Raw genomic sequence first — 26,343 nt, 5'->3', positions numbered from 1 at the left:
CGGATGAGCGGTGCGGCGGGGGCGGGTCAGCCGCCCAGGCGCTTCAGCGCGTTCTGCAGGTTGGTCAGGTCCTTGCGCTGGGTGTTCTTCATCGTCTGGGCCGTCCGGACCACGTCGGGCTCGTCGCTGGCGTCGAGCACGCCGTCGATCATGTGGATGCCGCCCAGGTGGTGCTTGATCATCATTTGCAGGAACAGGACGTCCAGTTCCCGGCCGTCGGCCGCGCGCAGCTTGGCCATCTCCTCGGGGGTGGCCATGCCCGGCATCAGCCCGTTCTTGACCAGGCCGGCGCCGTCGGACATCCAGGACATCGGCGGCTCGCTGCCCGCCGGGTCGAGCCCCCACGAGCGCAGCCACGCCTGCATGATGCCGAGCTCGCCCTGCTGGGCGGTGGCGATGTCGCCGCCGATGCTGCGGACCTCCGGGTCCGTGCCCCGGTCGAAGGCGATCAGGCCCATCTCCACCGCCTGCGCGTGGTGGGTCGTCATGTCCCGGGCGAAGCCCGCCTCCGCCGAGGTCTCGCCCGGCCGGGTCAGCCGGGGCGTCAGCAGGCCGCCGGCGTACCCGAGGAGTAGCCCGACCACGACGGCGAGAGCCAGCGCGGCGGTGCCCCAGCGGCGCGCGGACGGCCGCCGCTCCTCCGGAGCGGGGCTGGCCGGCTCGGCGGTATCGATCATGGTCGGGGTGCTCATCGCTCTCCTCAGCCCATCTGGTTGCCGTCGCGCGGCGTGGTGCCGGTGGCGGTGATGCCCTGGCTGCACAGCGCGGTCGGGCCCTCGACCGAGGCGTTGACCCGCAGCGCCTTGATGAAGTCGTCGATCCGGCTGTCGCCGGCGTTGTCGACCTTGAGCTGGTAACCCCAGGCCTGCAGGGAGATCGGCTTGTCCAGCCCCTCGAACGGGCTGAGCATCATCTTCTCCTTGCCCTGCACCTTCTCGGTCAGCTTCGCCACCTGGTCGGCGGGCAGGCCGGGACGGTAGGTGATCCAGATCGTGCCGTGCTCCAGGCTGTGCACCGCGTGCTCGTTGGCGACCGGGGCGTCGTAGACGTCACCCATGCAGTTCTGCCAGGCCGCGTTGTGCGGGCCGGCCACCGGCGGCAGGATCGAGTAGGTGATCGGGCCGGTCTGGTGGTTGCCGCCCGTGACGAGGTCCTTGTCCTTCTCGCGGAAGTTGACGATGCCCGCGATGTCGGCCGCCCGGTCCTCCCAGGGCTTGGAGCCCTGGAACGACGCCCAGGCGCCGTAGCCGATGATCGACACGGCGAGCACGCCCACGGCGACGAAGAGCGCGATGGGGCCCCAGGAGCGGCCCTGACTCACCTTCACCGGGGTGACCGGCTTGCGGCCCTTGCCCCCGGCGCCCGGGCGGGGACCCGTCGGCTTGCCGGACCCGGCCTTGTTGCCGGACCCGGTCTTGGCGCTGCCGGACCCGGCCTTGTCGGCGCCCGCGGCCGGCCGGCCCGCCGCCGGCTTCTTGCCGGTGCTGACCACGGTCGGACGGCGCTCGGGGCCGCCACCAGGTGTGCTGATGCTCATCGTGCCTCGTCAGGTCGGTCGGTCAGGGGATCCGGCGGGCCGGTTTCACACTCTGGGTCGCCGCCGCGGGTGCCGAGTCTACCCCCGATAACATGGATCGGTGACTCCCGCAGAACTCGCCGAGGTCGTCCTCTCCGCAGCCCACGCCGTCTTCACCGAGCGGGGCCTGGACCGCTCCGCCCTGCCGGACTCCACGGCGGTGGAGCGACCTCGCAACCCCGAGCACGGCGACTACGCCTCGACGCTGGCGCTCCAGCTCAGCAAGAAGGTGGGCGTCCCGCCGCGCGAGCTGGCCACCGGCCTCGCCGAGCAGCTCGGGCGGGCCCCGGGGGTCAAGTCGGTGGAGATCGCCGGCCCGGGCTTCCTCAACATCCGGCTCGACGCGGCCGCCGCCGGCCAGCTCGCCCGGACGATCGTCGAGGCCGGCGAGGAGTACGGCCGCAGCGAGCGGCTCGCCGGCCAGCGGATCAACCTGGAGTTCGTCTCGGCGAACCCGACCGGCCCGGTGCACATCGGCGGCGTCCGCTGGGCGGCCGTCGGCGACGCGCTCAGCCGGCTGCTGCGCGCCACCGGCGCCGACGTCGGCACGGAATACTATTTCAACGACGCCGGCTCCCAGATCGACCGGTTCGCCCGTTCCCTGCTCGCCGCCGCAAAGGGCGAGCCGGCCCCCGAGGACGGCTACGCCGGGGCGTACATCACCGAGATCGCCGACGCGGTCCGGGGCACCCGTCCGGACGTGCTGGAGCTGGACGACGCCGCCGCCCAGGAGGTCTTCCGGGTCGAGGGCGTCGCGCTGATGTTCGAGGAGATCAAGTCGTCGCTGCGCGGCTTCGGGGTGGAGTTCGACACCTACTTCAACGAGAAGGACCTGCACGACCGGGGCGAGCTGGACCTCGCCCTCGAGCGGCTGCGCGCGCAGGGCCGGGTGTTCGAGTCCGAGGGCGCGACCTGGCTGCGCACCACCGACTTCGGCGACGACAAGGACCGGGTGCTGCGCAAGTCCAACGGTGAGTGGACGTACTTCGCCGCCGACTGCGCCTACTACCTGGACAAGCGCGAGCGCGGCTTCGAGCGGGTCGTGATCATGCTGGGCGCCGACCACCACGGCTACATCGGCCGGATGAAGGCGATGGCCGCGTGCTTCGGCGACGACCCGGAGCGCAACCTGGAGATCCTGATCGGCCAGCTGGTCAACCTGGTCCGCGACGGCGCCCCGGTCCGGATGAGCAAGCGGGCCGGCACCGTGGTCACCCTGGAGGACCTGGTGGACGCGATCGGCGTGGACGCCTCCCGCTACGCGCTGGCCCGCTACTCCAGCGACTCCCCGATCGACATCGACGTCGAGCTGTGGACCCGGGCCACCCGCGACAACCCGGTCTACTACGTCCAGTACGTGGCGGCCCGGACGGCCAGCGTGGGCCGCAACGCGGCCGAGGTGGGGCTGACCCGGGGCGACGCCGAGGCCTTCCGCCCCGAGCTGCTCGGGCACGAGAAGGAGAACGAGCTGCTCAAGGCGCTCGCCGAGTTCCCCGCCGTGGTCGCCACGGCGGCCGAGCTGCGGGGGCCGCACCGGGTGGCGCGCTACCTGGAGGAGCTGGCCGGGGCCTACCACCGGTTCTACGACGAGTGCCGGATCCTGCCGCGCGGCGACGAGGAGGCCACCGACCTGCACCGCGCCCGGCTCTGGCTGAACGACGCCACCCGCACCGTGATCGCCAACGGGCTGCGCCTGCTGGGCGTCTCCGCCCCCGAGAGGATGTGACATGCGCGCACATGAGGCCGGTGCCCTGCACGGGGACATCGGCAGCCGGGGACCGGCGTGGCTGCGTACGCCGGCCGACGTCAACGCGCTGGTGCCGGCGCTCTGGCCGCGCAACGTGACGCGCGGCGGCGACGGGGTGCTCACCGTGGCCGGGATCGGCGTCGGCGACCTCGCGGCCGAGTTCGGCACGGCGGTGTACGTGCTCGACGAGGACGACCTGCGCTCGCGTTGCCGCGACTTCCGCACAGCCTTCGACGGCGTCGACGTCTACTACGCGGGTAAGGCGTTCCTCTGCCGCGCCGTGGTCCGGATGATCGCCGAGGAGGGCCTGCACCTCGACGTGTGCACCGGTGGTGAGCTGGCCACCGCGCTGTCGGCCGGGATGCCGCCCGAGCGGATCGGCTTCCACGGCAACAACAAGTCGGTCGGCGAGCTGACCCGGGCGCTGGACGCCGGGGTCGGGCGGATCATCCTCGACTCGTTCCACGAGATCGACCGGCTCACCGCGCTGGCCCGGGAGCGGGGCGTCCGGCCGAAGGTGATGATCCGCGTCACCGTCGGCGTCGAGGCGCACACCCACGAGTTCATCGCCACCGCGCACGAGGACCAGAAGTTCGGCTTCTCCCTCGCGGGCGGGGCGGCGGCCGAGGCGGCATTCCGCGTGCTCGACGAGGGCGTGCTGGAGCTGCGTGGCCTGCACTCGCACATCGGCTCGCAGATCTTCGACGCCAGCGGCTTCGAGGTCTCCGCCCGCCGGGTGCTCGGCCTCCAGGCGCAGATCCGCGACGCACGCGGGGTGGAACTGCCCGAGCTGGACCTCGGCGGCGGCTTCGGCATCGCGTACACGACGCAGGACGACCCGGCCGCGCCGCAGGACCTGGCGAAGCGGATGCGCCGGATCGTCGAGTCCGAGTGCGCCGCCGAGCGGCTGGCGGTGCCGCACCTGTCGATCGAGCCGGGCCGGGCGATCGTCGGGCCGGCCGTGTTCACCCTCTACGAGGTCGGCACGGTCAAGGACGTGGACGGGATCCGGACGTACGTGAGCGTGGACGGGGGGATGAGCGACAACATCCGCACCGCGCTCTACGACGCGTCCTACTCCGCCACGCTGGCCTCCCGGGCGTCGGCCGCCGAGCCGATGCTCGCCCGCGTGGTGGGAAAGCATTGTGAGTCCGGGGACATCGTGGTGAAGGATGAATTCCTGCCCGCCGACGTGCAGCCCGGAGATCTTGTCGCGGTGCCCGGCACCGGCGCCTACTGCCGGAGCATGGCCAGCAACTACAACCACGTGCCCCGGCCCCCCGTGGTCGCGGTGCGGGCCGGCCAGGCGCGTCTGATCGTCCGGCGGGAAACCGAAGAGGACCTGCTCGCATTGGATGTGGGATGACGTCACCTGTGCGCCTGGCGCTGCTCGGCTGCGGCACGGTCGGTAGCGAGGTGGTCCGGCTGCTGCACGAGCAGTCGGCCGACCTCGCCGCCCGGATCGGCGCCCCGCTGGAGATCGCCGGCATCGCCGTACGCCGTCTCGGCCGCGACCGGGGCGACCTCCCGGTCGACCCGGCGCTGTTCACCACCGACCCGCTCGGGCTGATCAAGCGCGACGACGTCGACGTGGTGGTCGAGGTGGTCGGCGGCATCGAACCGGCGCGGAGCTGGCTCGTCGAGGCGCTGCGGGCCGGCAAGAGCGTGGTCACCGCCAACAAGGCGCTGCTCGCGGAGGACGGCGCGGCCCTGCACGACGCGGCGGCCGAGGGCGGCGGCGACCTCTACTACGAGGCGTCCGTCGCCGGGGCGATCCCGCTGCTGCGCCCGCTGCGGGAGTCGCTGCACGGGGACCGGATCAACCGGGTCACCGGCATCGTCAACGGCACCACCAACTTCATCCTCTCCGCCATGGACGCCACCGGCGCCGGCTTCGCGGAGGCGCTGGAGGAGGCCACCGAGCTGGGGTACGCCGAGGCCGACCCGACCGCCGACGTGGAGGGCTTCGACGCCGCGGCCAAGGCGGCCATCCTCGCCTCGCTGGCGTTCCACACCCGGGTGGGCGCGGCCGACGTGCACCGGGAGGGCATCACCGAGGTCACCGCCGCCGACGTGGCCAGCGCCAAGGCGATGGGCTGCACCATCAAGCTGCTCTGCATCGCCGCCCGGGGCGTCGACGCCGCCGGCCGGGAGACGGTCAGCGTGCGGGTGCACCCGGCGATGATCCCGCTGACCCATCCGCTGGCCGGCGTCGGCGACGCGTTCAACGCGGTCTTCGTCGAGGCCGAGGCGGCCGGGCAGCTGATGTTCTACGGGCGGGGCGCCGGTGGGGCGCCGACCGCCAGCGCGGTCCTCGGCGACGTGGTGGCGGTCTCCCGCAACCGGCTCGCCGGGGTGCGCTCGGCCAGCGAGTCCGCGTACGCCGACCTGCCGGTGCGGCCGATGGGGGAGGCGCTCACCCGCTACCACATCAGCCTGGACGTGGCGGACCGGCCGGGCGTGCTGGAGGCGGTGGCCGGCGTCTTCGCCCGGCACGACGTCTCGATCGCCACCGTGCGGCAGGGCCCGGCGGGCGGCGACGCGGCCGGCCGGGGCGAGGACGCGGACCTGGTCATCGTCACCCATGTGGCCCCGGACGCGGCGCTCGCCGCCACCGTCGGCGAGCTGCGCGGGCTGGAGATCGTCCGGTCGGTGGCGAGCGTGCTGCGGGTCGAGGGCGGGGCGTGACGTGACGGCGTTCGCGTCTCGCCAGGTGGTTAACGACGGGTGCGCCGCGGGCGGGCCGGGCAGGCTGGTCCACGCTGACGGTGCCCCCGACCCAGCGGGGCGATAGAGCGAGGAGAGCGACATGTGGCGGGGTCTGATCGACGCGTACCGGGACCGGCTGCCGGTCACCGACGCCACGCCCGTCGTGACCCTGCACGAGGGGAACACCCCGCTGCTGCCCGCGCCGGTGCTCTCCGCCCGGCTCGGCTGCGACGTCCACCTGAAGGTGGAGGGGGCCAACCCCACCGGCTCGTTCAAGGACCGGGGCATGACGCTCGCGGTCTCCAAGGCGGTCGAGGCCGGCAACAAGGCGATCATCTGCGCCTCCACCGGCAACACCAGCGCGTCCGCGGCGGCGTACGCGGCCCGCGCCGGCCTCACCTGCGCGGTGCTCGTGCCGCAGGGCAAGATCGCGCTGGGCAAGCTGGCCCAGGCGCTGGTGCACGGCGCGAAGCTGCTCCAGGTGCAGGGCAACTTCGACGACTGCCTGTCGCTGGCGGCGAAGCTCGCCCAGGACTACCCGGTGGCCCTGGTCAACTCGGTGAACATCGACCGGCTGCACGGCCAGAAGACGGCCGCGTTCGAGATCGTCGAGGCGCTCGGCGACGCGCCCGACATCCACTGCCTGCCGGTGGGCAACGCCGGCAACATCTCCGCCTACTGGATGGGCTACTCGGAGGAGCTGCGGGACGGCAACGCCACCCGCGCCCCGAAGATGTACGGCTTCCAGGCGGCCGGCGCGGCGCCGATCGTCACCGGCCAGGTGGTCCGCGAGCCGTCCACGATCGCCACCGCCATCCGGATCGGCAACCCGGCGAGCTGGACCAGGGCGCTGGACGCCCGGGACTCCTCCGGCGGCCTGATCGCCGCCGTCAGCGACCGGGAGATCCTGGCCGCGTACCGGCTGCTGGCCCGCGAGGTCGGGGTCTTCGTCGAGCTGGGCAGCGCGGCCAGCGTGGCCGGCCTGCTCCAGCAGGCCGCCGCCGGCAGGACCCCGGCCGGCTCGACGGTCGTCTGCACGGTCACCGGGCACGGCCTGAAGGACCCGGAGTGGGCCATCTCCACCGCTCCCGCTCCGATCACCATCGCCAACGACCCGCTGGCCGCCGCCCGCTCGCTCGACCTGGCCTGAACCACGCCTGGTCCGCCCGTCCTGTGGGCGGGACCGGGAGCGGGGGCGGCCGGTGCGCGTCGCAGCGGGTGCGGGAGACTTCTCCCGCCCCGCAACCGTCCTCTCTCCAGGAGTGAGCCACGCCGATGTCGGTGCTCGCCAGATTCAGCCTCGCCAATCGAGGGCTGATCGCCCTCATCGCGGTGGTGACCACGGCGTTCGGAGCGTTCGCCGTGCCGTCGCTGAAGCAGCAACTCCTGCCGTCGCTGGAGTTCCCGGCCGCGTTCATCGTGGCGGCGTACCCGGGCGCCGGCCCGGAGGTCGTCGAGTCGCAGGTCACCGAGCCGATCGAGAACAGCCTCCAGGGCATCCCCGGCCTGGACAGGGTCACCTCGACCTCGCGCGAGGGTTCGACGACCGTCCAGGTGCAGTACGAGTTCGGCACCGACCTGGACGACGTGGTCAACAAGATGGAGACCGCGCTCAACCGGATCGACACGCAGCTGCCGGAGGGGGTCGACCCGCAGGTCATCGCCGGCAGCACGGACGACCTGCCCGCCGTGGTGCTCGCCGCGTCCGGCGGCGCCGACCAGCGCGCCCTCGCGGAGAAGCTGCGTGGCGCGGTCGTGCCGGAGCTGGAGGCGATCGAGGGGGTCCGGTCGGTCGACGTGACCGGCGCCCGGGACGACGTCGTGGTGGTCACCCCGAATCTGGCGAAGCTGGCCGCGACGAAGCTCCAGCCGGCCGCGATCGGCGCCGCGCTGAAGACCAACGGCGTGACGGTGCCGGCCGGCGCGGTGGCCGACGGCACCCGGGCGCTGCCGGTGCAGGTGGGGACCCCGCTCGCCACGCTGGACGACCTGCGCGGCATCGTCGTCGCGCCGTCGGCGGGGAAGGCCGCCCCGGTCCGCCTCGGCGACGTGGCCACCGTCGAACAGCAGCTCGCCCCGGCCACCGCGCTCACCCGGACCAACGGCAGGGACAGCCTCGGCATCGCCGTCACCGCGGCCCCCGACGGCAACGCGGTGGAGATCTCCCACGAGATCCGGGACCGGCTGGCCGAGCTGCGGGAGGCCTCCGGCGCCGAGCTGACCGTGGTCTTCGACCAGGCGCCGTTCGTCGAGAAGTCCATCGAGAGCCTGACCACCGAGGGCCTGCTGGGCCTGGTCATGGCCGTCATCGTCATCCTGGTCTTCCTGCTGTCGATCCGCTCCACCGTGGTCACCGCGGTCTCCATCCCGCTCTCGGTGGTGGTCGCCCTGATCGCGCTCTGGATCGGCGACTACTCGCTGAACCTGCTCACCCTCGGCGCGCTCACCATCGCGGTCGGCCGGGTGGTCGACGACTCGATCGTCGTGCTGGAGAACATCAAGCGGCACCTGGAGTACGGCGAGCCGAAGCGCGAGGCGATCCTCGCCGCCGTCCGCGAGGTGGCCGGCGCGGTGACCGCGTCCACCCTCACCACGGTGGCCGTCTTCGCGCCGATCGCGTTGGTGGGCGGCTTCGTCGGGCAGCTGTTCGCGCCGTTCGCGATCACCGTCACCGTGGCCCTGCTCGCCTCGCTGCTGGTCTCGCTGACCGTCATCCCGGTGCTCGCGTACTGGTTCCTCAAGCCCTCCGGCGGCACGGTGGACGACGCCGCGGTGCGCCGGGCGGCGGAGGAGAAGGAGCTGCGCAGCCCCTTGCAGCGGGCGTACCTGCCGGTGATCGGGTTCGCCACCCGCAGGCGGGCCACCCGCTGGATCACCCTGGGGCTCGGCGTGCTCGTGCTGTTCGGCACGTTCGGCCTGTCCCGTCAGCTGGAGACCAACTTCATCGACGACTCCGGCCAGGACACGCTGAGCATGACGCAGGAGCTGCCGGCGGGCACCGGGCTGGCCGGCACCGACGCGGCGGCCCGCCAGATCGAGGCGGTGCTGGAGCGGACCGACGGCATCGAGACGTACCAGGTGACGGCGGGCGGCGGGGACAACCCGTTCGCGGGCGGCGGCAACAACGTCGCCACCTGGTCGTTGGCCCTCGGCGGCGAGACCGACGCCACGGAGATGCGGGAGGTCCTGCGCCGGGAGATCGACGCGCTCGGCGCGGCCGTCGGCGAGGTCAGCTTCGGGGCCGGACAGGGCGGTGCCGCCGCCAACCAGTTGGAGGTGGTCGTCCAGGCCACCGACCCGGAGGCGCTGAACCGGGCAGCCGAGGAGGTCCGGGCGGCGATGGCCGGGGTGGCGGGCGTGGCGGACGTCTCCACCAGCCTCGCCACCCGGGTGCCGCGCGTCGACGTCACCGTCGACCGGGTCGCCGCCGGCCGGGCCGGGCTCACCGAGGCCGCCGTCGGCCAGCTGGTGGCGCAGGCGTTCCGGGGCGCGCCGCTGGGCCAGGTGACCCTGGACGGCGGGCCGCGGGACGTGGTGCTGCGGTTCGCGGGCAAGGTGCCGGTCTCCGTCGAGGAGCTGCGCGCGCTGCCGGTGGGGCCGGTGAGGCTGGACGACATCGCCGACGTCACCGTGGCCGAGGGGCCGCAGCAGGTGACCCGGATCGAGGGTGAGCGCAGCGTCTCGGTGACCGGTACGGCCACCGGCTCCAACCTCGGCGCCACCACCCAGGAGCTGCAGAAGAAGCTGGACGCCATCGATGTTCCGGGGGCGACCTTCGCCATCGGCGGCGTCAGCGCCGACCAGGAGGAGGCGTTCGCCGACCTGGGCCTGGCCGTGCTCGCGGCCATCGCGATCGTCTTCCTGATCATGGTGGCGACGTTCCGCAGCCTGACCCAGGCGCTGATCCTGCTGATTTCCATCCCGTTCGCGGCGACCGGCGCGATCGGCCTGCTGCTGGCCACCGGCACCCCGCTGGGCGTGCCGGCGCTGATCGGCGTGCTCATGCTGGTCGGCATCGTGGTGACCAACGCGATCGTGCTGCTCGACCTGATCAACCAGTACCGGGCGCAGGGCATGGGGGTCCGGGAGGCGGTGGTCGAGGGCGGCCGGCGCCGGCTGCGGCCGATCCTGATGACCGCGGTCGCCACCATCTTCGCGCTGCTGCCGATGGCGTTCGGCCTCACCGGGGAGGGCGGCTTCATCTCCAAGCCGCTGGCGATCGTGGTGATCGGCGGTCTGCTCAGCTCGACGCTGCTCACCCTGATCCTGGTGCCGACGCTCTACACGATGGCGGAGCACGCCAAGGAGAGCATCCGCTCCTGGCGGGCGAGCCGGTCCGGCGGCGCGACTCCGGCGGCCCCCGCCGCCGGCGTCCGGGACGCCGGGACGGAGCGGGCCGGCGGGCCGGTCCCGGTGCCCGCGGCGCCGTCGGCCGGCGCGGAGGGGGCCGCCCGGCCGGCGCCGTCGGCCGCGCTGGTGGACGGCACGGACCAGTTCGAGGTTCTGCGGCTGCCGAAGAGCCGCAGGTCGCCGCTGCCACCGGCCGAGTAGCGCCCGTACGCCCGTGGACGCCTCCCGGCCGGTCCCGCCCGCCGGGGGCGTCCGCGTTCGGTCAGGTACCCGCCGGACGCCGTGGCGCGCCGGCCACCGCCCGGTAGGGTCCGGACGTGCCGTCCACCTTCTCGGTCCTCGCCCGCAACCGGAACTTCCGCAACCTCGTCCTGGCCGAGCTGGTGGTCTTCGGCGCCGACTGGTTCGTCATGGTGCCGCTGCTGGTGCTCCTGCCGGACCTGACCGGCAGCGGCGTGTGGGGGGCCCTGGTGCTCGCCGTGGACACCGGCATCGTGGCGTTGCTGCTGCCCTACACGGGCACGGTCGCCGACCGGTTCGACCGGCGCAAGATCATGATCGCGGCCAACGTCGCGGCCCTGTTCGGCGTGCTCCTGCTGCTCGGGGTGCGCAGCGCCGGCACGGCCTGGCTGGCGATGGTCGGGATCGGCGTGGTGGCGGTGGCCAAGGCGTTCTACTCCCCGGCGGCGCAGGCCGCCCTGCCCAACGTCCTCGATCCCGACGAGCTGGCCGCGGGCAACGCCGTCGCCGGGTCAGCCTGGGGCACGATGACCATCGTCGGCGCCTCGCTCGGTGGCGTGCTCAGCGCCGCCGTCGGACCGTACGCCTGCTTCTGGGTGGGGGTGGTCGGCCTGGCGGCCGCGGCGGGCCTGGCCACGCTGATCCGCCGGCCGTTGCAGGCCCCGCGCGACGCCGGGCGACCGGCGCAGCAGACCTGGGCGGCGATCCGCGAGGCGCTGGGGTACATCGGGCACCGGCCGAGGGTGCTGGGGCTGGTCACCGTGAAGAGCGCGGTCGGCCTGGGCAACGGGGTGCTGACGGTCTTCCCGCTGCTCGCCGCGGTGTACGGCGTGGGGCCGGTCGGCACCGGGCTGCTCTTCGCGGTCCGCGGGGCGGGTGCGCTGGTCGGGCCGATCCTGATGCGTCGGGTGCTGAACAACCGGGCCTGGCTGCTGTCCGGGCTGGCGCTGTCCATGTCCCTCTACGGCCTGGCCTACCTCGGCATCTCGGTCGTCGACTGGTTCCCGCTGGTGCTGGCCCTGGTCTTCGTCGCCCACTTCGCCGGCGGCAGCAACTGGGTGATGTCGAACTTCGCCCTTCAGGGCGAGGTGCCCGACCGGTTGCGGGGCCGGGTCTTCGCCACCGACATGATGCTGGCGACCCTGGCCATCTCGGTCAGCCAGCTCGTGGTGGCGGCCGTAGTGGACACGGTGGACGAGCGGGTGGTGCTGGCCGGCTGCGGCCTGGTCACGCTGGTCTACGCGGTCGGTTGGCGGATCGCCACCCGCCGGCTCTCGCTCACCGACCCCGTCGCGGAGCCGGACCCGACCCCGGCCCGCTGACCCGCCCGCCGGTCAGCGCTGTCCTGCCCCGCCCGTGGGCGCGTCCGGCCGGGTCAGGCCGTCCCACTGTGTCGGCGCGTGACCGGGGACCGCCGTGGGCCACCCCGGCGCGGGCTGCCCGGCTGCGGTCGGCGCGGGCCCGGGGGTCGGCGCGGGCCCGGGGGTCGGCGCGGGCCCGGCGGGCGGCCATCCGCCCGCGGGGGCGGCCGCCGGGCCGGTCGCCCGCCGCCCGGTGAGCACCGCCGCGATCACCAGGCCCAGCCCGAGGGGGTACGCCAGGGCCATCACCGCGCTGTACGCCGTGTTCACCAGCTGGAACTCGCGCCACCCGAAGTCCTCGCCGTCGGAAGACCCGAAGCTGCCGTCGATCAGGCGGGGAGCCAGCAGGACCCAGGCGAGGGTGAGCACCGAGCTGACGAGCAGCACGCCGAGGCCGAACAGGGCCAGCAGCCGGGGCCGTCGGGGCAGCCGACGCCCCGCCGTCACGGTCAGCACGAGGCCGACCAGCAACACCAGCACCGTGGGCGCCTGCGTGGCCAGCGCCGTCGCCAGATGTCCGAGCACGCTGCCTCCCGTCGTCGTCGGTCGGGTCAGGCTAGCGGAACGGCGCCGGGCCGGATCACCCGCGCGGTGCCGGCGGCGGCCCCGTCCCACCCGGCGGGCGGACGGCCGCGACGTCGGTGCGGAGCCCTAGCATGAGCCGGTGCCGACGACATTCGCCTCCGGTCCGGTCCGGGTCCGGGTTCCCGCCACCAGCGCCAACCTGGGGCCGGGCTTCGACGCCCTGGGGCTCGCCCTGGCCCTCTACGACGACGTGGCCGCCGAGGTGACGGCGGGGGGCGTCACGGTGGCCGTGACGGGGCAGGGCGCCGGGGAGCTGCCGACCGACGACCGGCACCTCGTGGTGCGCGCCATGCGGGCGACCTTCGAGGCACTGGGCGGCCAGCCGGCGGGCCTGGCGGTGGAGTGTGTCAACCGCATCCCGCAGGCCCGGGGGCTGGGCTCCTCGTCGGCCGCGATCGTCGCCGGCGTGCTGCTCGCCCGGGCGCTGGTGACCGAAGGGGAGGCCCGGCTGGACGACGCCGCCGCGCTGCGGCTCGCCGCCGGGATCGAGGGCCATCCGGACAATGTGGCGCCCTGCCTGCTCGGCGGCTTCACGCTGGCCTGGACGGAGCCGTCCGGGGCCCGGGCGGTGTCGCTGCCGGTCGCCGCCGGCGTACGGCCGACGGTCTTCGTGCCTCAGGAGCGCGGCCTGACGGCGACGGCGCGGGCCGCGCTGCCGGCCACCGTGCCGCACGGGGACGCGGCGCTGAACGCCGGACGTGCCGCGCTGCTGGTGCACGCGATGACCGCCGAGCCGGCGCTGCTGCTGCCGGCCACCGTCGACCGGCTGCACCAGGACTACCGCGCGGAGGGGATGCCGGGCAGCGCCGCCCTGGTCAGGGCGTTGCGTGAGGTCGGTGTGGCGGCTGTGATCAGTGGGGCCGGGCCGACCGTCCTGGCCCTGGACGGGTTGCCGGAAGGCTATGATCCGGGAACAGACTGGCAGGTCTGGCGGTTGGACCCGGACGGGCACGGAGCACGGGTTGCCCGGGGTAGACTCGGACACGCGGAGCGGGACCCTGTTGCCGCAGGTCGGAAGAGTTGATTACGCTCTAGACTTAGCACAGCCGCGAAGCATGCGATCTTCCTGCGGGTCGGCGCACCCCGAAGCTTTCGGCGGTCAGCCCGTCACCCCTGCTTAGGCCCACGCCGCACCGCAGTCTTCACAGGTCGCCGCAGACGGCGAGACCTGCTCACCGACGTCGGTGAGCAGGGAAACCGACCGGCTGCTGTGTCACAGACTCCCGCGACGCGTCCATGCGAGGCGGGTGCACCGAGGCCGCCCGGCCACCTTGTTTCGACCCCGGGCAGTCCCGGCCTATCGAGGGAAGGAATCCATTGAGCGACACCACCGACGTGACGTCGGATGTTTCCAACGTCGCTGGCGATGCCACCACCGCCGCCGCCCCCGCCCGTCGTCGGCGCAGCGGCACCGGCCTGTCGGCGATGCTGCTGCCGGAGCTGCAGAGCCTGGCTGCGTCGCTCGGCATCTCGGGCACGGCTCGGATGCGCAAGGGCGAGCTGATCAGCGCGATCTCCGAGCGGCAGGGCGGTGCCACCGCCGGGACCCCTCGACCGCGGGCCGAGGTCGCGGCCGCTGCCGCTCCCGCCCGTGAAGAGGTCCACGCCGAGGTCCGCGAGACCACCGAGCGGCCCGAGGCCGAGCGGCGGGCCGCGGAGCCGGCCCCGGCGGAGCCGGCGCCGGTCGAGACCGAGGGCCGTCCCCGGACCCGGCGCAGCCGGGCCGCCGTCGCCGAGGCGCGGGCCGCCGAGGCCCGTCCCGCGGAGACCCGCACGGAGGAGGCCGAGGCCGGCGAGCGTGCCGACCGGAGCGAGGGCCGTGGCCGCGAGCGTGCCGAGCGCGTTGAGCGTGCGGAGCGCGGCGAGCGGGCCGACCGTGCCGAGCGCGGCGACCGTGCCGAGCGGGCCGACCGTGCGGAGCGCGGCGACCGTGCCGAGCGTGGCGACCGTGCGGAGCGTGGCGACCGTGCCGAGCGCGGCGAGCGGGCCGAGCGTGGCGACCGCAACGAGCGGGCCGAGCGGGCCGAACGGGGCGACCGCAACGAGCGGGGCGACCGGGGTCAGCGCGCCGAGCGCGACGCCGACGGTGACGACGACGGCGAGGGTGGCGGCCGGCGCGGCCGGCGCAGCCGGTTCCGGGACCGTCGCCGCGGCCGTGGCGAGCGGGCCGAGGGCGGCGGCGACGGCGGGCGTGAGCCGCAGGTCGGCGAGGACGACGTGCTCGTCCCGGTGGCCGGCATCATCGACGTGCTCGACAACTACGCCTTCGTGCGGACCACCGGCTACCTGGCCGGCCCGAACGACGTCTACGTCTCGATGTCCCAGATCAAGAAGTACGGTCTGCGGCGCGGTGACGCCATCACCGGTGCGGTGCGCGCCTCGCGCGACGGCGAGCAGCGGCGGGACAAGTACAACCCGCTGGTGCGGCTGGACACCATCAACGGGATGGAGCCGGACGAGGCGAAGCGCCGGCCGGAGTTCTACAAGCTCACCCCGCTCTACCCGCAGGAGCGGCTGCGGCTGGAGACCGAGCCGCACATCCTCACCACCCGGGTGATCGACCTGGTCATGCCGCTCGGCAAGGGCCAGCGTGCGCTGATCGTGTCGCCGCCGAAGGCGGGCAAGACGATGGTGCTGCAGGCCATCGCGAACGCGATCACGCACAACAACCCGGAGTGCCACCTGATGGTGGTGCTGGTGGACGAGCGCCCCGAAGAGGTCACCGACATGCAGCGGTCGGTGAAGGGCGAGGTCATCGCGGCGACGTTCGACCGTCCGCCGCAGGACCACACCACGGTGGCGGAGCTGGCGATCGAGCGGGCGAAGCGCCTGGTCGAGCTGGGCCACGACGTGGTCGTGCTGCTCGACTCGGTGACCCGGCTCGGTCGGTCGTACAACCTGGCGGCGCCGGCCAGCGGCCGGATCATGTCGGGTGGTATCGACTCCACCGCGCTCTACCCGCCGAAGCGCTTCCTGGGTGCGGCCCGCAACATCGAGAACGGCGGCTCGCTGACCATCCTCGCCACCGCGCTGGTGGAGACCGGGTCCATGGCGGACACGGTCATCTTCGAGGAGTTCAAGGGCACCGGCAACGCGGAGCTGAAGCTGGACCGGAAGATCGCCGACAAGCGCACCTTCCCGGCCATCGACATCCACCCGTCCGGCACGCGTAAGGAGGAGATCCTGCTCGCGCCGGAGGAACTGGCCATCATCCACAAGCTCCGCAAGGTGCTGCACTCGCTGGACTCGCAGGCGGCGCTGGACCTGCTGCTCGACAAGCTCAAGCAGACCCGCACCAACATCGAGTTCCTGATGCAGATCGCCAAGTCGACGCCGGGGGAGTGACCTCACCCGGGTGAGACCGACGAGAAGGGCACGGCCACCGCGGCCGTGCCCTTCTCGCGTTCCCGGGCACCCCCTGCCGTTCGCCCGCCCGCCGTCTGTCTGCCCACGACAGTCGCATTCGGTCACCACGCCCGTCGCGTGCTCTGTCTGGCGGTGTCGAGCCTGGGCCTGGCGGCAGCGCGCGCCGTCGAGCTGCCCTCGCAGACGGGGCGGGGAGCGGCTCAGGTTGGTCGCACGGACGGGGCAGCTCGACAGCGCGTTCCACCACCCCACCGACGCCGGCTGCGCGGTTGCTTCGGACCGGGCGACGAGGGGTGGAGTTTTCCTTCGGTTTGGTTGACAGGTATTGAAACTTCTATTCACAGTCCGGTTGACTGTGGCCCATGCGTACCCGCAGACGATCTGCCCGTCTTGCCGGCGTCCTGCTGTTGACGCCGCTGCTCACCATGGCCGGCACCGTGCCGGCGACCGCCGGTGCGCCAGATCCGGCCACCGACCCCTCCGCCACCGCGGCTGAGGACGCGCCCCGCGCATCCTCGTACCCCGCCGACTCCGTCACGCTCTCCGGCGGCATCGAGCCAGCCGGCGGCCTGGAGACCGCCAAGACCACCCGCCCGGTCGCCCCGGGCCTCCAACTCACCTCCTTCGACCGGTACGACGCCGACGGCTGGCTGCGCGCCGACGCGCTCACGGCCGACCTCACCGGCGGCGTCACCGTCGACTACGTGAACTCCGGCGCGGTCAGCCGGGCCGAGCCGCTGCGCCGCGCCGTGGACGCCTCCCGCGCGGTCGCCGCGGTCAACGGCGACTTCTTCGACATCAACAACTCGGGCGCCGCCCAAGGCGTCGGCATCCGCGACGGTGAACTGGTCCAGTCCGCGGTCGGCGGGCATCGCAACGCCGTCGCGATCACCACCGAGGGGCTCGGCCGGGTGATCGAGGTCAACTTCGACGGCACCGCGACGCTGCCCACCGGCCCGGTGACGCTGACCCAGTTCAACAACATGATCCAGGCGAACGGGATCGGCGTGTTCACCGCGCTCTGGGGGTCGTACACCCGGGAACGCGCGGTCCCCGGCGCCGCCCGCGTCACGGAGGTCACGGTGGTCGACGGCCGCGTCGCCACCGTCGGCACGACGGCCGGCAGCGGGCCGATCCCGGCCGGCACCACCGTGCTGCTCGGCCGCGACACCGGCGCGGACGTCCTCGCCGGGCTGCGTCCCGGCGACCCGGTGACGGTCGCCTGGCAGCCCAAGCCCGCCGACGGCAGCACCCTCCACGCGGCGGTCGGCGGCGGCAACGTGCTGGTCCGGGACGGCGTGGTGCAGAACATCGCCGACGCGTCGCTGGCCCCGCGCACGTCGGTCGGCTTTTCCGCCGACGGCCGGCGCATGATCCTGCTGACCGTGGACGGCCGCCAGGTCGACAGCCGTGGCGTCACCCAGACCGAGATGGGCCGGATGATGGCCGAGCTCGGCGCCCACCACGCGCTCAACCTCGACGGCGGCGGCTCGTCCACGCTGCTCGCCCGGGAGCCGGGCGCGGCGGCCGTGCAGGTGGAGAACAGCCCCTCCGACGGCACGGAGCGCGCGGTGCCCAACGGCCTGGCCCTCTACGCGCCCCAGGGCAGCGGCCGGCTCACCGGGTACTGGCTGGAGACCGCCAGCGACCCGACCAGCGCACCCGGCGTCGCGCCGGTGCGCGGCGGTCGCCCCGACCGGGTCTTCCCCGGCCTCACCCGCCGGCTCACCGCCGCCGGCCACGACGAGACGTACGGCCCGGCGGCCGGCGCGCCGAAGTGGCGGGCCAACCCGGCGGCGCACGGCACCGTCGACCGCGAGGGCACCTTCCGGGCCGGCCTGCCCGGCCGTACCACCGTCACCGCCTGGCGGGACGAGGCCAGCGGCACCCTCGACCTCACCGTCCTCGGCCCGCTGGCCCGGATCGACTCCACCGTGGACCGGGTCGGCCTGGACGGGGCGGAGGGCAGCGCGCTGTTCGGCGTGGTCGGTTACGACGCCGAGGGCAACACCGCCCCGATCGAGCCCGCCGACCTGAAGCTCGACTACGACCGGGACCTTCTCAAGATCACCCCGACCGCCGACGGCAACCTCGCCGTCACCGCGCTGCGGGACACCGGCTCGGCGCTGGTCACCGTGCGTGTGGGCGGCAGCAGCACCGTGCTGCCCGTCACCGTCGGGCTCACCGACGTCCCGGTGGCCACGTTCGACGACGCGGCGGCCTGGAAGTTCAGCCAGGCCCGGGCCAGCGGTGCCGTCGCCCCGGCGCCGGGGCGCACCGGCACCGGCCTGAAGATGACGTACGACTTCAGTCAGTCCACCGGCACCCGGGCCGCGTACGCCGACCCGCCGGCCTGGATCGACGTGGCCGGCCAGCCGCAGGCGTTCGGCATGTGGATCCACGGCAACGGCACCGGGGAATGGCCCAGCCTGCACCTGCACGACGCGCAGAACACCCAGCACGTCCTGCGCGGGCCACTGATCACCTGGAAGGGCTGGAAGTACGTCGAGTTCGCCGTGCCCGCCGGGGTGCAGTACCCGGTGCGGATCCGCCGGTTCTACGTGGCCGAGACCAACGCCGCCGCCCAGTACCGCAGTGAGGTGGTCATCGACGACCTGGTGGCGAAGGTGCCGCCGACGGTCGACGCCCCGGCCGAGGCGCCGCGCACCGACCGGGTGGTGCTCCGCGACGGCACGGTCGACGTCGCGCCCTGGCGCTTCGCGGTCATGTCCGACGCGCAGTTCGTCGCGGCGGACCCGGACAGCGACCTGGTCGCCCAGGCCCGCCGTACGCTCCGCGAGGTCAAGGCCGCGAAGCCGGACTTCCTCGTGATCAACGGCGACTTCGTGGACACCGCGTACCCGGCCGACTTCGCGCTGGCGAAGCGGGTGCTGGACGAGGAACTCGGCGGGGAACTGCCGTACTACTACGTGCCCGGCAACCACGAGATCATGGGCGCACCGATCGCCAACTTCCGGGCCGCGTTCGGCGACCCCCAGCGGGTCTTCGACCACAAGGGCACCCGGTTCGTCACGCTGAACTCGTCGACCGGCTCGCTGCGCGGCGGCGGCTTCGACCAGGTGCGGATGCTGCGCGAGGCGCTCGACTCGGCGGCCGGCGACCCCGCCGTCGGCTCGGTGGCGGTGCTGCACCACCACCCGCCGCGCGACCCGAGCCCGGCCAAGGCCAGCCAGCTCGGCGACCGGAAGGAGGCCGCGCTGCTGGAGCAGTGGCTGGCCGACTTCCAGCACCGCACCGGCAAGGGGGCGGTCTTCGTCGGCGGGCACGTCGGCACGTTCCACGCCGACCGGGTCGACGGGGTGCCGTACCTGATCAACGGCAACTCGGGCAAGAACCCGTCCACCCCGGCCGACCAGGGCGGATTCACCGGGTGGACCGAGTTCGGGGTGGACCCGGTGAGCCCCGCCGAGGCCGACCGGGCCCGGCGGAACCCGCTCGTGGAGGGCCCGCGCTGGGTCGCCGCCGAGTTCCACGCGCACGTCGACGGGCTCGCGTTGGCCGCCCCGGCCAGCGTCGCCGTCGACGCCCCGGCGACGGTCACCGCCACGGTGACCCAGCCGGGCGGGCGTACGGTGCCGGTGGCGGCGCCGGTGAGCGCGGACTGGTCCGCCTCGCCGAACCTGCACGTCGGCTCGGCCGCCGGGCTGAAGCCCTGGCACGTGGCCCGCTTCGACCCGGCCACCGGCACGCTCACCGCCCTGCGCCCCGGCGCGCAGGTCAAGCTGGCCGTGGACGTCAACGGCGTCCACGCCGAGGCGACCGTCACCCTGACCGCCGCCGCCTGAGGTGTAAGGAAGGGCACCTTCCTATCGCCTGGTGCATAGGAAGGTGCCCTTCCTAACGCCGATCTGAGGCCCGCACCGATCCCGGTGCGGGCCTCAGAAGTCGCCCTCGGCGACCTGGAAGACGGTGAGGCCAAGGGCGCGCCACATCCGTACGACCTGCTGGCGGTCGTCGAAGACGCCGACCACCCGGTAGCGGTCCCTGACCTCGTGCTCGTAGATCTCCTGCTTGACCACCGAGTCCTTGCGGTTGTCGCCGACGGCGCGCAGGTGCAGGTCGAGGTAGGGGACCCGGACGTGCCGGGCCAGCCACGCCTCGGTGGCGGGCCGGGCGGTGGCGTCGCGGCCCGAGCAGAAGACCACCCCGTACCCGGCCGCGTGCATCGCCCGGACCGCCGCGATCACCGCCGGGTTCGGCTCGTCCTCGTCGACCCGGGTCATGTCGTACGGGCTGCGCGAGACGTTCAGCGCGACCGTCCCGTCGATGTCGACCAGCACGATCTCCGGTGGCTCGGTCGACGGGGCGTGCACCGTGGCCGGCCGCCCCGTCCGGGCCTGCGGCACCGGCAGCGGCAGCGCGCGCCCCTCCAGGTAGCGCTCGTGCAGCCGGCGGATCCACGCCTCGCCGACCCGGTCGGCCTCCGGGCGGGCGGCGTCGCGGCGCAGGCACTCCGCCAGCGGCACGTCGGTGAAGTCGTGCACCTCGAACTCTGCGCCGTGCCGGGCGGCCAGGTCGGCCCAGTCCCGCAGGGTCCGCGATCGCAGGTTGGTGTCGTCGACGCAGACGTCCGCCCGGGCCCGCAGCAGCGCCTCGACCTGCGCCCGCTGCACGACGGTCACCTGCCACTCCGCCCACTGGGTGAACAGCCGCTCGCCGTGCAGCATCCGGCGCAGGTCGTCCCGGTTGACCCGGACCACGGACGGTTGCAGCGTCCGGGCGAACGTGGTCTTGCCGGAGGCGGGGAGTCCCCGGGTGGCGATCAGGCGGGCCATGGCTCCTCCGTGTCGTACGTCTCGGTGGCCGGCGGCGCGTCGCCGCCGTACCCCGGGCGGGGCACGACCGGCGGGCGGCCGTGCCGGGGTGAATGCCCGGCCAGGCGGCGGGAATGCGGGAGACGAGGCGCGCGTTGTCGATGCCGGACCAGCCGTGCGGCCCGATTGCCGGGCCGGCGTCGGCCCATGGCACACTGGTCAATCGGCCACCGGTTCCGGTTCACGCCCGAGCCCGTCGCGCACGAGGCGACGGACACCGACGGCGACCCGGCGACCATCCACGAAAGGACCGAGGCGACATGAAGCCCAACATCCACCCGGAGTACGTGACCACCGAGGTCACCTGCTCCTGCGGCAACACCTTCAGCACCCGCAGCACCGCCAAGGGCGGCTCGATCCACGTCGAGACCTGCAGCGCCTGCCACCCGTTCTACACGGGCAAGCAGCGCGTCCTGGACACCGCCGGACGGGTCGCGAAGTTCCAGCAGAAGTACGCCAAGGTTCAGGCCAAGAAGGCCAAGTAACTCCTCGTTCGGCGCCCGCGCCCGGTTTCGTGCCGGTCGCGGGCGTCGTCCGTATCCGCCTGGTTCCGCCTCCCGTCCCGCCGTCGTCGTCGTCGTCGAAGGAGCTTCCCCCGCATGAGCAGCGAGCGCCTGGCCGCCCTCCTCGACGAGTACGCCGAGCTGGAGAAGCGGCTGGCGGACCCGGCCATCCACGCCGACCAGGGCACCGCCCGCCGGGTCGGCCGTCGGTACGCCGAGCTGGTCCCGCTGCACAAGGCAGCCGGGGAGCTGGAGCAGGCCCGCGCCGACCTCGCCGCCGCCCGGGAGTTGGCCGCCGAGGACCCGTCCTTCGCCGCCGAGGCGGAATCGATCGCGGCGACCCTGCCGGCGCTCGAGGAGCGGCTGGCCGAGCTGCTGATCCCGCGCGACCCGCACGACGCCAAGGACGTGATCGTCGAGATCAAGGCCGGCGAGGGCGGCGAGGAGTCCGCGCTCTTCGCCGGCGACCTGCTGCGGATGTACACCCGGTACGCCGAGCGGCGCGGCTGGCTCACCGAGGTGATCGACGCCCAGGACTCGGACCTCGGCGGGGTGAAGGACGTCTCGCTGGCGATCAAGACCAAGGGCGTGCCCGAGGGCGGCAACGGAGTCTGGTCCCGGCTCAAGTGGGAGGGCGGCGTGCACCGGGTGCAGCGCGTCCCGGTCACCGAGTCGCAGGGCCGGATCCACACCAGCGCCGCCGGCGTGCTGGTGCTGCCCGAGGCCGAGGACGTCGACGTCACCATCGACCCGAACGACCTGCGGATCGACGTGTTCCGTTCGTCGGGTCCGGGCGGCCAGTCGGTGAACACCACCGACTCGGCGGTGCGGATCACCCACGTCCCGACCGGCATCGTGGTCTCCTGCCAGAACGAGAAGTCCCAGTTGCAGAACCGGGAGCAGGCGATGCGGATCCTGCGCGCCCGGCTGCTGGCGGCGGCCCAGGAGCAGGCCGACGCGGCCGCCTCGGACGCCCGTAAGGCGCAGGTGCGCACCGTGGACCGCTCGGAGCGGATCCGCACCTACAACTTCCCGCAGAACCGGATCACCGACCACCGGATCGGCTACACCGCGTACAACCTGGACCTGTCCCTCGCCGGGGACCTGGACGGCGTCCTCGACGCCCTGGCGGAGGCCGACCGCGCCGCCCGCCTGGCCGGCGACACGGAGCTGACCCGCCGCTGACCCGCCGGGCGGCCGAAGAGAAGGCGGGGTCAGGAGGCGCGGGGGCGGGTCTTCGCGCGGAGCATCTCGCGGTCGGCCGCCTCGAAGGCGGCGCTGAGGGCGTCGCGCAGGCCGGGGCCGGTGGCGCCCACCTCCGCGAAGCCGACGCTGACCCCGACCGGCGTGCCGGGCACCAGCGACTCCCAGTCCTCCGCCCGCACCGCGGCGTCGATCCGGCGGCCCACCTCGGCCGCCTCGGCCATCCCGGCGTGGGGGAGCACCACCACGAACTCGTCGCCCCCGTAGCGGGCCACGAAGTCGCCCCGGCGCATCACCCGGTTGATCACCCCGGCGACGCGCTGGAGCACCAGGTCGCCGGAGTGGTGCCCGTGCCGGGTGTTGACCGCCTTGAAGCCGTCCAGGTCGCAGACGCCGATCACCACCCGGTCGCCGCCGGCGACCACCGTGGCGATGTAGCGCTCCAGCCGGCGCCGGTTGGGCAGCCCGGTCAGCGGGTCGGTCAGCGCCTCGCCCTCGAAGCGGGCCGCCTCGCGGCGCATCTCCTCGTGGTCGATGCGGGCGGCGATGCCGTCGATGTAGACGTCCCGGAGCCGGTCGTTGCGCTGGGCGGCCAGCCGGAACGCCAGCCGGTCGGCCCGGTGGGCCGCCGCGTGGTCGCCGGAGCGGGCCAGGGCGATGCTGCGCAGCCGCGCCGGCTCGGCCGCGCCCAGCGTCTCGCTGGAGACCTGGACGGTGTCCAGCCGGGTGACCGCCTCGATCGGCCGGCCCTCGGCGACGGCGAGGCAGACCTGGCCGAGCTGGCGCATGTCCCGCGCCCGGGCGCTGTCCCCGCCGTGGCCGAGCAACCGCGCCGGGGCGGCGTCCGTGCCGACCTCCAGCCGGTCGCCCAGGGCCCCCCGCCGGGCGGCGGCGTAGCCGTACGCGGCCAGGCTGCTCGGGCGCAGCCTCTCGGCCCGGCCGCTGCGCAGGAACCGGTCCAGGTCGGCGGCGACGTCCCGCAGCACCCGCAGGCAGCCGTCGCTGTCGCCGTTGTGGTCCAGCGCCACCGCGTTGCGCAGCCGGATGCCGGGGGCGGCGAACGTCTCCTCCGGGATCCCGGCGGCCGTCCCGAGCTGCCGGGCCCGCTCGATGGCGCCGAGGGCGTAGCCGTGGAAGCTGAGGTAGGAGTAGGCCATCGCGAGGTCGTGCCAGCCCCACGCGGTGTCCCGGTCGGGATCCGGCACCGCGCCCAGCGCCCGGGCCGCCTTCACCAGGTGCGTGACGCAGCGGTCCAGCGCGCCCTGGTGGTGCGCGGCGAGCGCGGCCAGCGCGTTGAGGTGCCCGTGCAGGTAGGGCTCGGCGAGGTCGCGGACCGCGGTGGAGGCCTCCTCGACCGCCCGCGTGTACTCGGCCGTCCGGCCCAGGTTGATCACCGCCGAGAGGCGCTGCACCAGGGCGTCGGCCCGCGCGTACGGGTCGGTGGTGGTGCCGATGACGCGGTCGAGGATCGCGTACGCCTCGGCGGAACGGCTGGACTCCTGCAACGCCCGCGACCGCGTGAGGGCGTCAACCTGGTCGGTGACCCGGTCGAGCCAACCCACCCGCGACCTCCTGTCGGTGTGCGCCCGGACGCATCCGCTCGTGATGTCCGGCGCGACGCCTCATGATTATCTCGTGACGACCGCGCCGCAACAGCCGTCCGAAGGGACGAGACGACAACGCCCTTCCGTGGCGGTGTCCCGGGCGGCCCGGGCGCTGGCCGAGGCCGGCGTCGAGGCGGCCCGCGCCGAGGCGGAGCAGTTGGCCGCGTACGTGCTGGGGGTGCCCCGGGGGCGGCTCGCGCTGGCCGACGACCTCACCGCCGACCAGCTCGACCGGTTCGACGGGCTGGTCGCCCGGCGGGCCGACCGGGAGCCGTTGCAGCACCTCACGGGCGTCGCCGGCTTCCGGCACCTGGAGCTGGCCGTCGGGCCGGGTGTCTTCGTGCCGCGGCCCGAGACCGAGCTGCTGGCCGGCTGGGGGATCGCGCGGGCCGGGCGCCTGGCCGCCCCGGTGGTGGTGGACCTGTGCAGCGGCTCCGGTGCGATCGCCCTGGCGGTCGCCCAGGAAGTGCCGACCGCCCGGGTGGTGGCGGTGGAACGCTCGGCCGACGCGCTGCCCTGGCTGCGGCGGAACGCGGCGACCCGGGCGGCGGCGGGGGACCGGCCGATCGAGGTGGTGACGGCGGACGTCACCGCCCCGGACCTGCTGGCCGACCTCGTCGGCCGGGTCGACGTGCTGCTCTGCAACCCGCCGTACGTGCCCTCCGACGTGCCGGTGCCGCCGGAGGTGGGCCGGCACGATCCGGCCAGCGCGGTCTTCGGCGGGGCGGACGGCCTGGCGGTGATCCGCCCGGTGGTCGCCCGGGCGGCGGCCCTGCTGCGCCCCGGCGGGGCGCTCGGCGTCGAGCACGACGACACGCACGGCACGGCGGTGCCCGACCTGCTGGCGGCGGACGGCCGGTTCGAGGCGGTGGCCGACCACCCGGACCTGGTCGGCCGGCCCCGCTTCGCCACCGCGTCCCGTCGGGCGGACGGCCCGCACGCCGCCGCCCACACGGCGTGGCAGACTGACTCCTCGTGATGCTCTACGACTGCCGGTCGCCCGCCGACCGGGACCGCGGCATCGCTGCGGCCATCGAGGCGGTCAAGAACGGCGAACTCGTCGTCCTGCCGACGGACACGGTCTACGGGATCGGCGCGGACGCGTTCACCCCGTACGCGGTCAAGGCCCTGCTGGACGCCAAGGGCGGCCGGCACGTGCCGCCGCCGGTGCTGATCGGCTCCCGGCACACCCTCGACGGCCTGGTCTACTCGCTGCCCCAGGCCGCGCGGGACCTGGTGGAGGCGTTCTGGCCCGGCGCGCTGACCATCGTCGTCGAGCACTCACCGAGCCTGCGCTGGGACCTCGGCGACACGTCCGGGACGGTGGCGGTGCGGATGCCGCTGCACCCGGTGGCGCTGGAGGTGCTGCGCGAGACCGGCCCGATGGCGGTCGCGTCGGCCAACAAGACCGGCCAGCCGGCCGCGCTCACCGCCGAGCAGGCCCGCGACCAGCTCGCCTACTCGGTGCGGGCGTACCTGGAGGCCGGGCCCTGCCCGGACCCGGTGCCGAGCACCATCGTCGACCTCACCGGCGAGGTGCCGCAGGTCCTCCGCCAGGGCGCCGTCCCGCTGGAGAAGCTGCGCGACGTGGTGCCGGACATCCTCGTCGGCCAGGGGGTCTGAGTGCCGCCGTTCACCGTGTTGCACGTCTGCATGGGCAACATCTGCCGGTCCCCGATGGCCGAGCGGCTGCTGGCCCTCGCCGTCCGGGAGCGGCTGGCCCGGCGGGAGGCCGACCCGGGCCGCGCCGACGAGCTGTTGCACAGCCACAGCGCGGGCACCGGCGGCTGGCACGCCGGTGAGGAGATGAACCCGCCGGCCGCCCGCCAGGTCACCACCCGGGGCGGCAGCACCGACGGCTTCGCCGCCCGCAAGCTCCGCTCGGACCACATCGACGCCGCCGACCTCGTGCTCACCGCCACCGCGGACCAGCAGGAGTACGTGGTGGCGCTGCGCCCCGACGCCGCGGCGCGCACCTTCGTGCTGGGCGAGTTCGGCCGGCTGCTCGCTGCGGTGGACGCGGCCGGGCTGCCCCCGGCCGAGGCCACCCCGGAGGGGGTGTACGCGCGCGGCGTGGCGCTGGTGGCGGCCGCCCACGCCGCCCGGGAGGGCACCACCGCCCTGCCCACCGACGATCTCGACGACCCGTGGGGGCGCGGCGACCAGTGCTTCAGCCGGGTGGCCGACGAGATCGAGGAGACCGTCCACCCCCTCGCCGCCGCGCTCCTGCCGTAGCCGCCCGCCTCGCCCCGGGCAGGCTCCCG

The 26,343-nt window shown here is 74.1% G+C and carries 19 protein-coding genes; 14 read left to right on the top strand and 5 right to left on the bottom strand.

The annotated features are described in order from the left end of the window. Nucleotides 1–26: 26 nt before the first annotated feature. On the bottom strand, nucleotides 27–692 hold the full coding sequence (locus AB0G14_RS18555) for a DUF305 domain-containing protein (protein WP_357698864.1): 666 nt from the start codon (nucleotides 690–692) through the stop codon (nucleotides 27–29). Nucleotides 693–700: 8 nt separating this feature from the next. Further along, nucleotides 701–1,537, bottom strand: coding sequence for a DUF3105 domain-containing protein (locus AB0G14_RS18550; protein WP_357698861.1), 837 nt, complete (start codon nucleotides 1,535–1,537; stop codon nucleotides 701–703). 100 nt (nucleotides 1,538–1,637) lie between these two features. Between AB0G14_RS18550 and argS the strand changes: the two genes are divergently transcribed. From argS to AB0G14_RS18520, 6 genes are all read left to right on the top strand, one after another. Beyond that, nucleotides 1,638–3,302 carry an arginine--tRNA ligase gene (gene argS / locus AB0G14_RS18545; protein WP_357698859.1) on the top strand — a complete coding sequence of 555 codons (1,665 nt, stop codon included), beginning with the start codon at nucleotides 1,638–1,640 and terminating at the stop codon, nucleotides 3,300–3,302. A 1-nt stretch (nucleotide 3,303) separates the two neighbouring features. Further along, complete coding sequence (lysA, locus tag AB0G14_RS18540; RefSeq protein WP_357698856.1) at nucleotides 3,304–4,689, top strand: diaminopimelate decarboxylase; 1,386 nt, start codon at nucleotides 3,304–3,306, stop codon at nucleotides 4,687–4,689. Nucleotides 4,690–4,697: 8 nt separating this feature from the next. Beyond that, nucleotides 4,698–6,011 carry a homoserine dehydrogenase gene (locus tag AB0G14_RS18535; RefSeq protein WP_357698923.1) on the top strand — a complete coding sequence of 438 codons (1,314 nt, stop codon included), beginning with the start codon at nucleotides 4,698–4,700 and terminating at the stop codon, nucleotides 6,009–6,011. 121 nt (nucleotides 6,012–6,132) lie between these two features. Continuing rightward, nucleotides 6,133–7,182 (top strand): threonine synthase, encoded by a 1,050-nt coding sequence (gene thrC, locus AB0G14_RS18530; RefSeq protein ID WP_357698853.1) that lies wholly within the window; start codon nucleotides 6,133–6,135, stop codon nucleotides 7,180–7,182. Nucleotides 7,183–7,307: 125 nt separating this feature from the next. Beyond that, nucleotides 7,308–10,583: an efflux RND transporter permease subunit gene (locus AB0G14_RS18525; protein ID WP_357698851.1), complete on the top strand. Its 3,276-nt coding sequence runs from the start codon at nucleotides 7,308–7,310 to the stop codon at nucleotides 10,581–10,583. Nucleotides 10,584–10,699: 116 nt separating this feature from the next. Continuing rightward, a complete protein-coding gene (locus tag AB0G14_RS18520) occupies nucleotides 10,700–11,944 on the top strand; it encodes an MFS transporter (RefSeq protein ID WP_350703628.1) in 1,245 nt (414 codons plus the stop codon). A 12-nt stretch (nucleotides 11,945–11,956) separates the two neighbouring features. Here AB0G14_RS18520 and AB0G14_RS18515 read toward each other — a convergent pair whose 3' ends face one another. Then, nucleotides 11,957–12,508 carry a hypothetical protein gene (locus AB0G14_RS18515; RefSeq protein ID WP_357698848.1) on the bottom strand — a complete coding sequence of 184 codons (552 nt, stop codon included), beginning with the start codon at nucleotides 12,506–12,508 and terminating at the stop codon, nucleotides 11,957–11,959. A 139-nt stretch (nucleotides 12,509–12,647) separates the two neighbouring features. Here AB0G14_RS18515 and thrB point away from each other — a divergent pair, with 139 nt between their 5' ends. From thrB to AB0G14_RS18500, 3 genes are all read left to right on the top strand, one after another. Continuing rightward, the gene (gene thrB, locus AB0G14_RS18510) at nucleotides 12,648–13,592 is read left to right on the top strand and encodes a homoserine kinase (RefSeq protein WP_357698846.1); all 945 of its coding nucleotides are present in this window, start codon (nucleotides 12,648–12,650) and stop codon (nucleotides 13,590–13,592) included. 293 nt (nucleotides 13,593–13,885) lie between these two features. Further along, complete coding sequence (rho, locus tag AB0G14_RS18505; protein ID WP_357698843.1) at nucleotides 13,886–15,913, top strand: transcription termination factor Rho; 2,028 nt, start codon at nucleotides 13,886–13,888, stop codon at nucleotides 15,911–15,913. Nucleotides 15,914–16,296: 383 nt separating this feature from the next. Next, nucleotides 16,297–19,740: a phosphodiester glycosidase family protein gene (locus AB0G14_RS18500; RefSeq protein ID WP_357698840.1), complete on the top strand. Its 3,444-nt coding sequence runs from the start codon at nucleotides 16,297–16,299 to the stop codon at nucleotides 19,738–19,740. Between the two features lie 93 nt (nucleotides 19,741–19,833). Here the strand turns inward: AB0G14_RS18500 and AB0G14_RS18495 are convergent, their stop codons facing one another. After that, on the bottom strand, nucleotides 19,834–20,730 hold the full coding sequence (locus tag AB0G14_RS18495; protein ID WP_357698838.1) for an AAA family ATPase: 897 nt from the start codon (nucleotides 20,728–20,730) through the stop codon (nucleotides 19,834–19,836). A 299-nt stretch (nucleotides 20,731–21,029) separates the two neighbouring features. On the opposite strand from AB0G14_RS18495, the gene rpmE reads away from it, so the two are divergent. Together rpmE and prfA are read left to right on the top strand one after the other, a co-directional pair. Continuing rightward, nucleotides 21,030–21,254 carry a 50S ribosomal protein L31 gene (rpmE, locus tag AB0G14_RS18490; RefSeq protein WP_350686436.1) on the top strand — a complete coding sequence of 75 codons (225 nt, stop codon included), beginning with the start codon at nucleotides 21,030–21,032 and terminating at the stop codon, nucleotides 21,252–21,254. A gap of 114 nt (nucleotides 21,255–21,368) precedes the next feature. Then, on the top strand, nucleotides 21,369–22,457 hold the full coding sequence (gene prfA, locus AB0G14_RS18485; RefSeq protein ID WP_357698835.1) for a peptide chain release factor 1: 1,089 nt from the start codon (nucleotides 21,369–21,371) through the stop codon (nucleotides 22,455–22,457). 29 nt (nucleotides 22,458–22,486) lie between these two features. On the opposite strand, the gene AB0G14_RS18480 is transcribed toward prfA, so the two are convergent. Next, nucleotides 22,487–24,037, bottom strand: a complete 1,551-nt coding sequence (locus AB0G14_RS18480; protein WP_357698832.1) for a GGDEF domain-containing protein — start codon at nucleotides 24,035–24,037, stop codon at nucleotides 22,487–22,489. A gap of 73 nt (nucleotides 24,038–24,110) precedes the next feature. On the opposite strand from AB0G14_RS18480, the gene prmC reads away from it, so the two are divergent. From prmC to AB0G14_RS18465, 3 genes are read left to right on the top strand one after another with little or no spacing between them, the layout of a single operon-like run. After that, nucleotides 24,111–25,058 (top strand): peptide chain release factor N(5)-glutamine methyltransferase, encoded by a 948-nt coding sequence (prmC, locus tag AB0G14_RS18475; protein ID WP_357698829.1) that lies wholly within the window; start codon nucleotides 24,111–24,113, stop codon nucleotides 25,056–25,058. Then, nucleotides 25,058–25,702 (top strand): L-threonylcarbamoyladenylate synthase, encoded by a 645-nt coding sequence (locus tag AB0G14_RS18470; protein WP_350704136.1) that lies wholly within the window; start codon nucleotides 25,058–25,060, stop codon nucleotides 25,700–25,702. Before prmC ends, AB0G14_RS18470 begins: the two co-directional genes overlap by 1 nt. Further along, nucleotides 25,703–26,314 carry a phosphotyrosine protein phosphatase gene (locus tag AB0G14_RS18465; RefSeq protein WP_357698827.1) on the top strand — a complete coding sequence of 204 codons (612 nt, stop codon included), beginning with the start codon at nucleotides 25,703–25,705 and terminating at the stop codon, nucleotides 26,312–26,314. Nucleotides 26,315–26,343: the final 29 nt, after the last annotated feature.

This window comes from Micromonospora sp. NPDC023814 (assembly GCF_040639595.1).
Taxonomy (GTDB): domain Bacteria; phylum Actinomycetota; class Actinomycetes; order Mycobacteriales; family Micromonosporaceae; genus Micromonospora.
The sequence above is the reverse complement of the archived record's forward strand: the minus strand, read 5'-3'. Positions and strand labels throughout refer to the sequence as shown.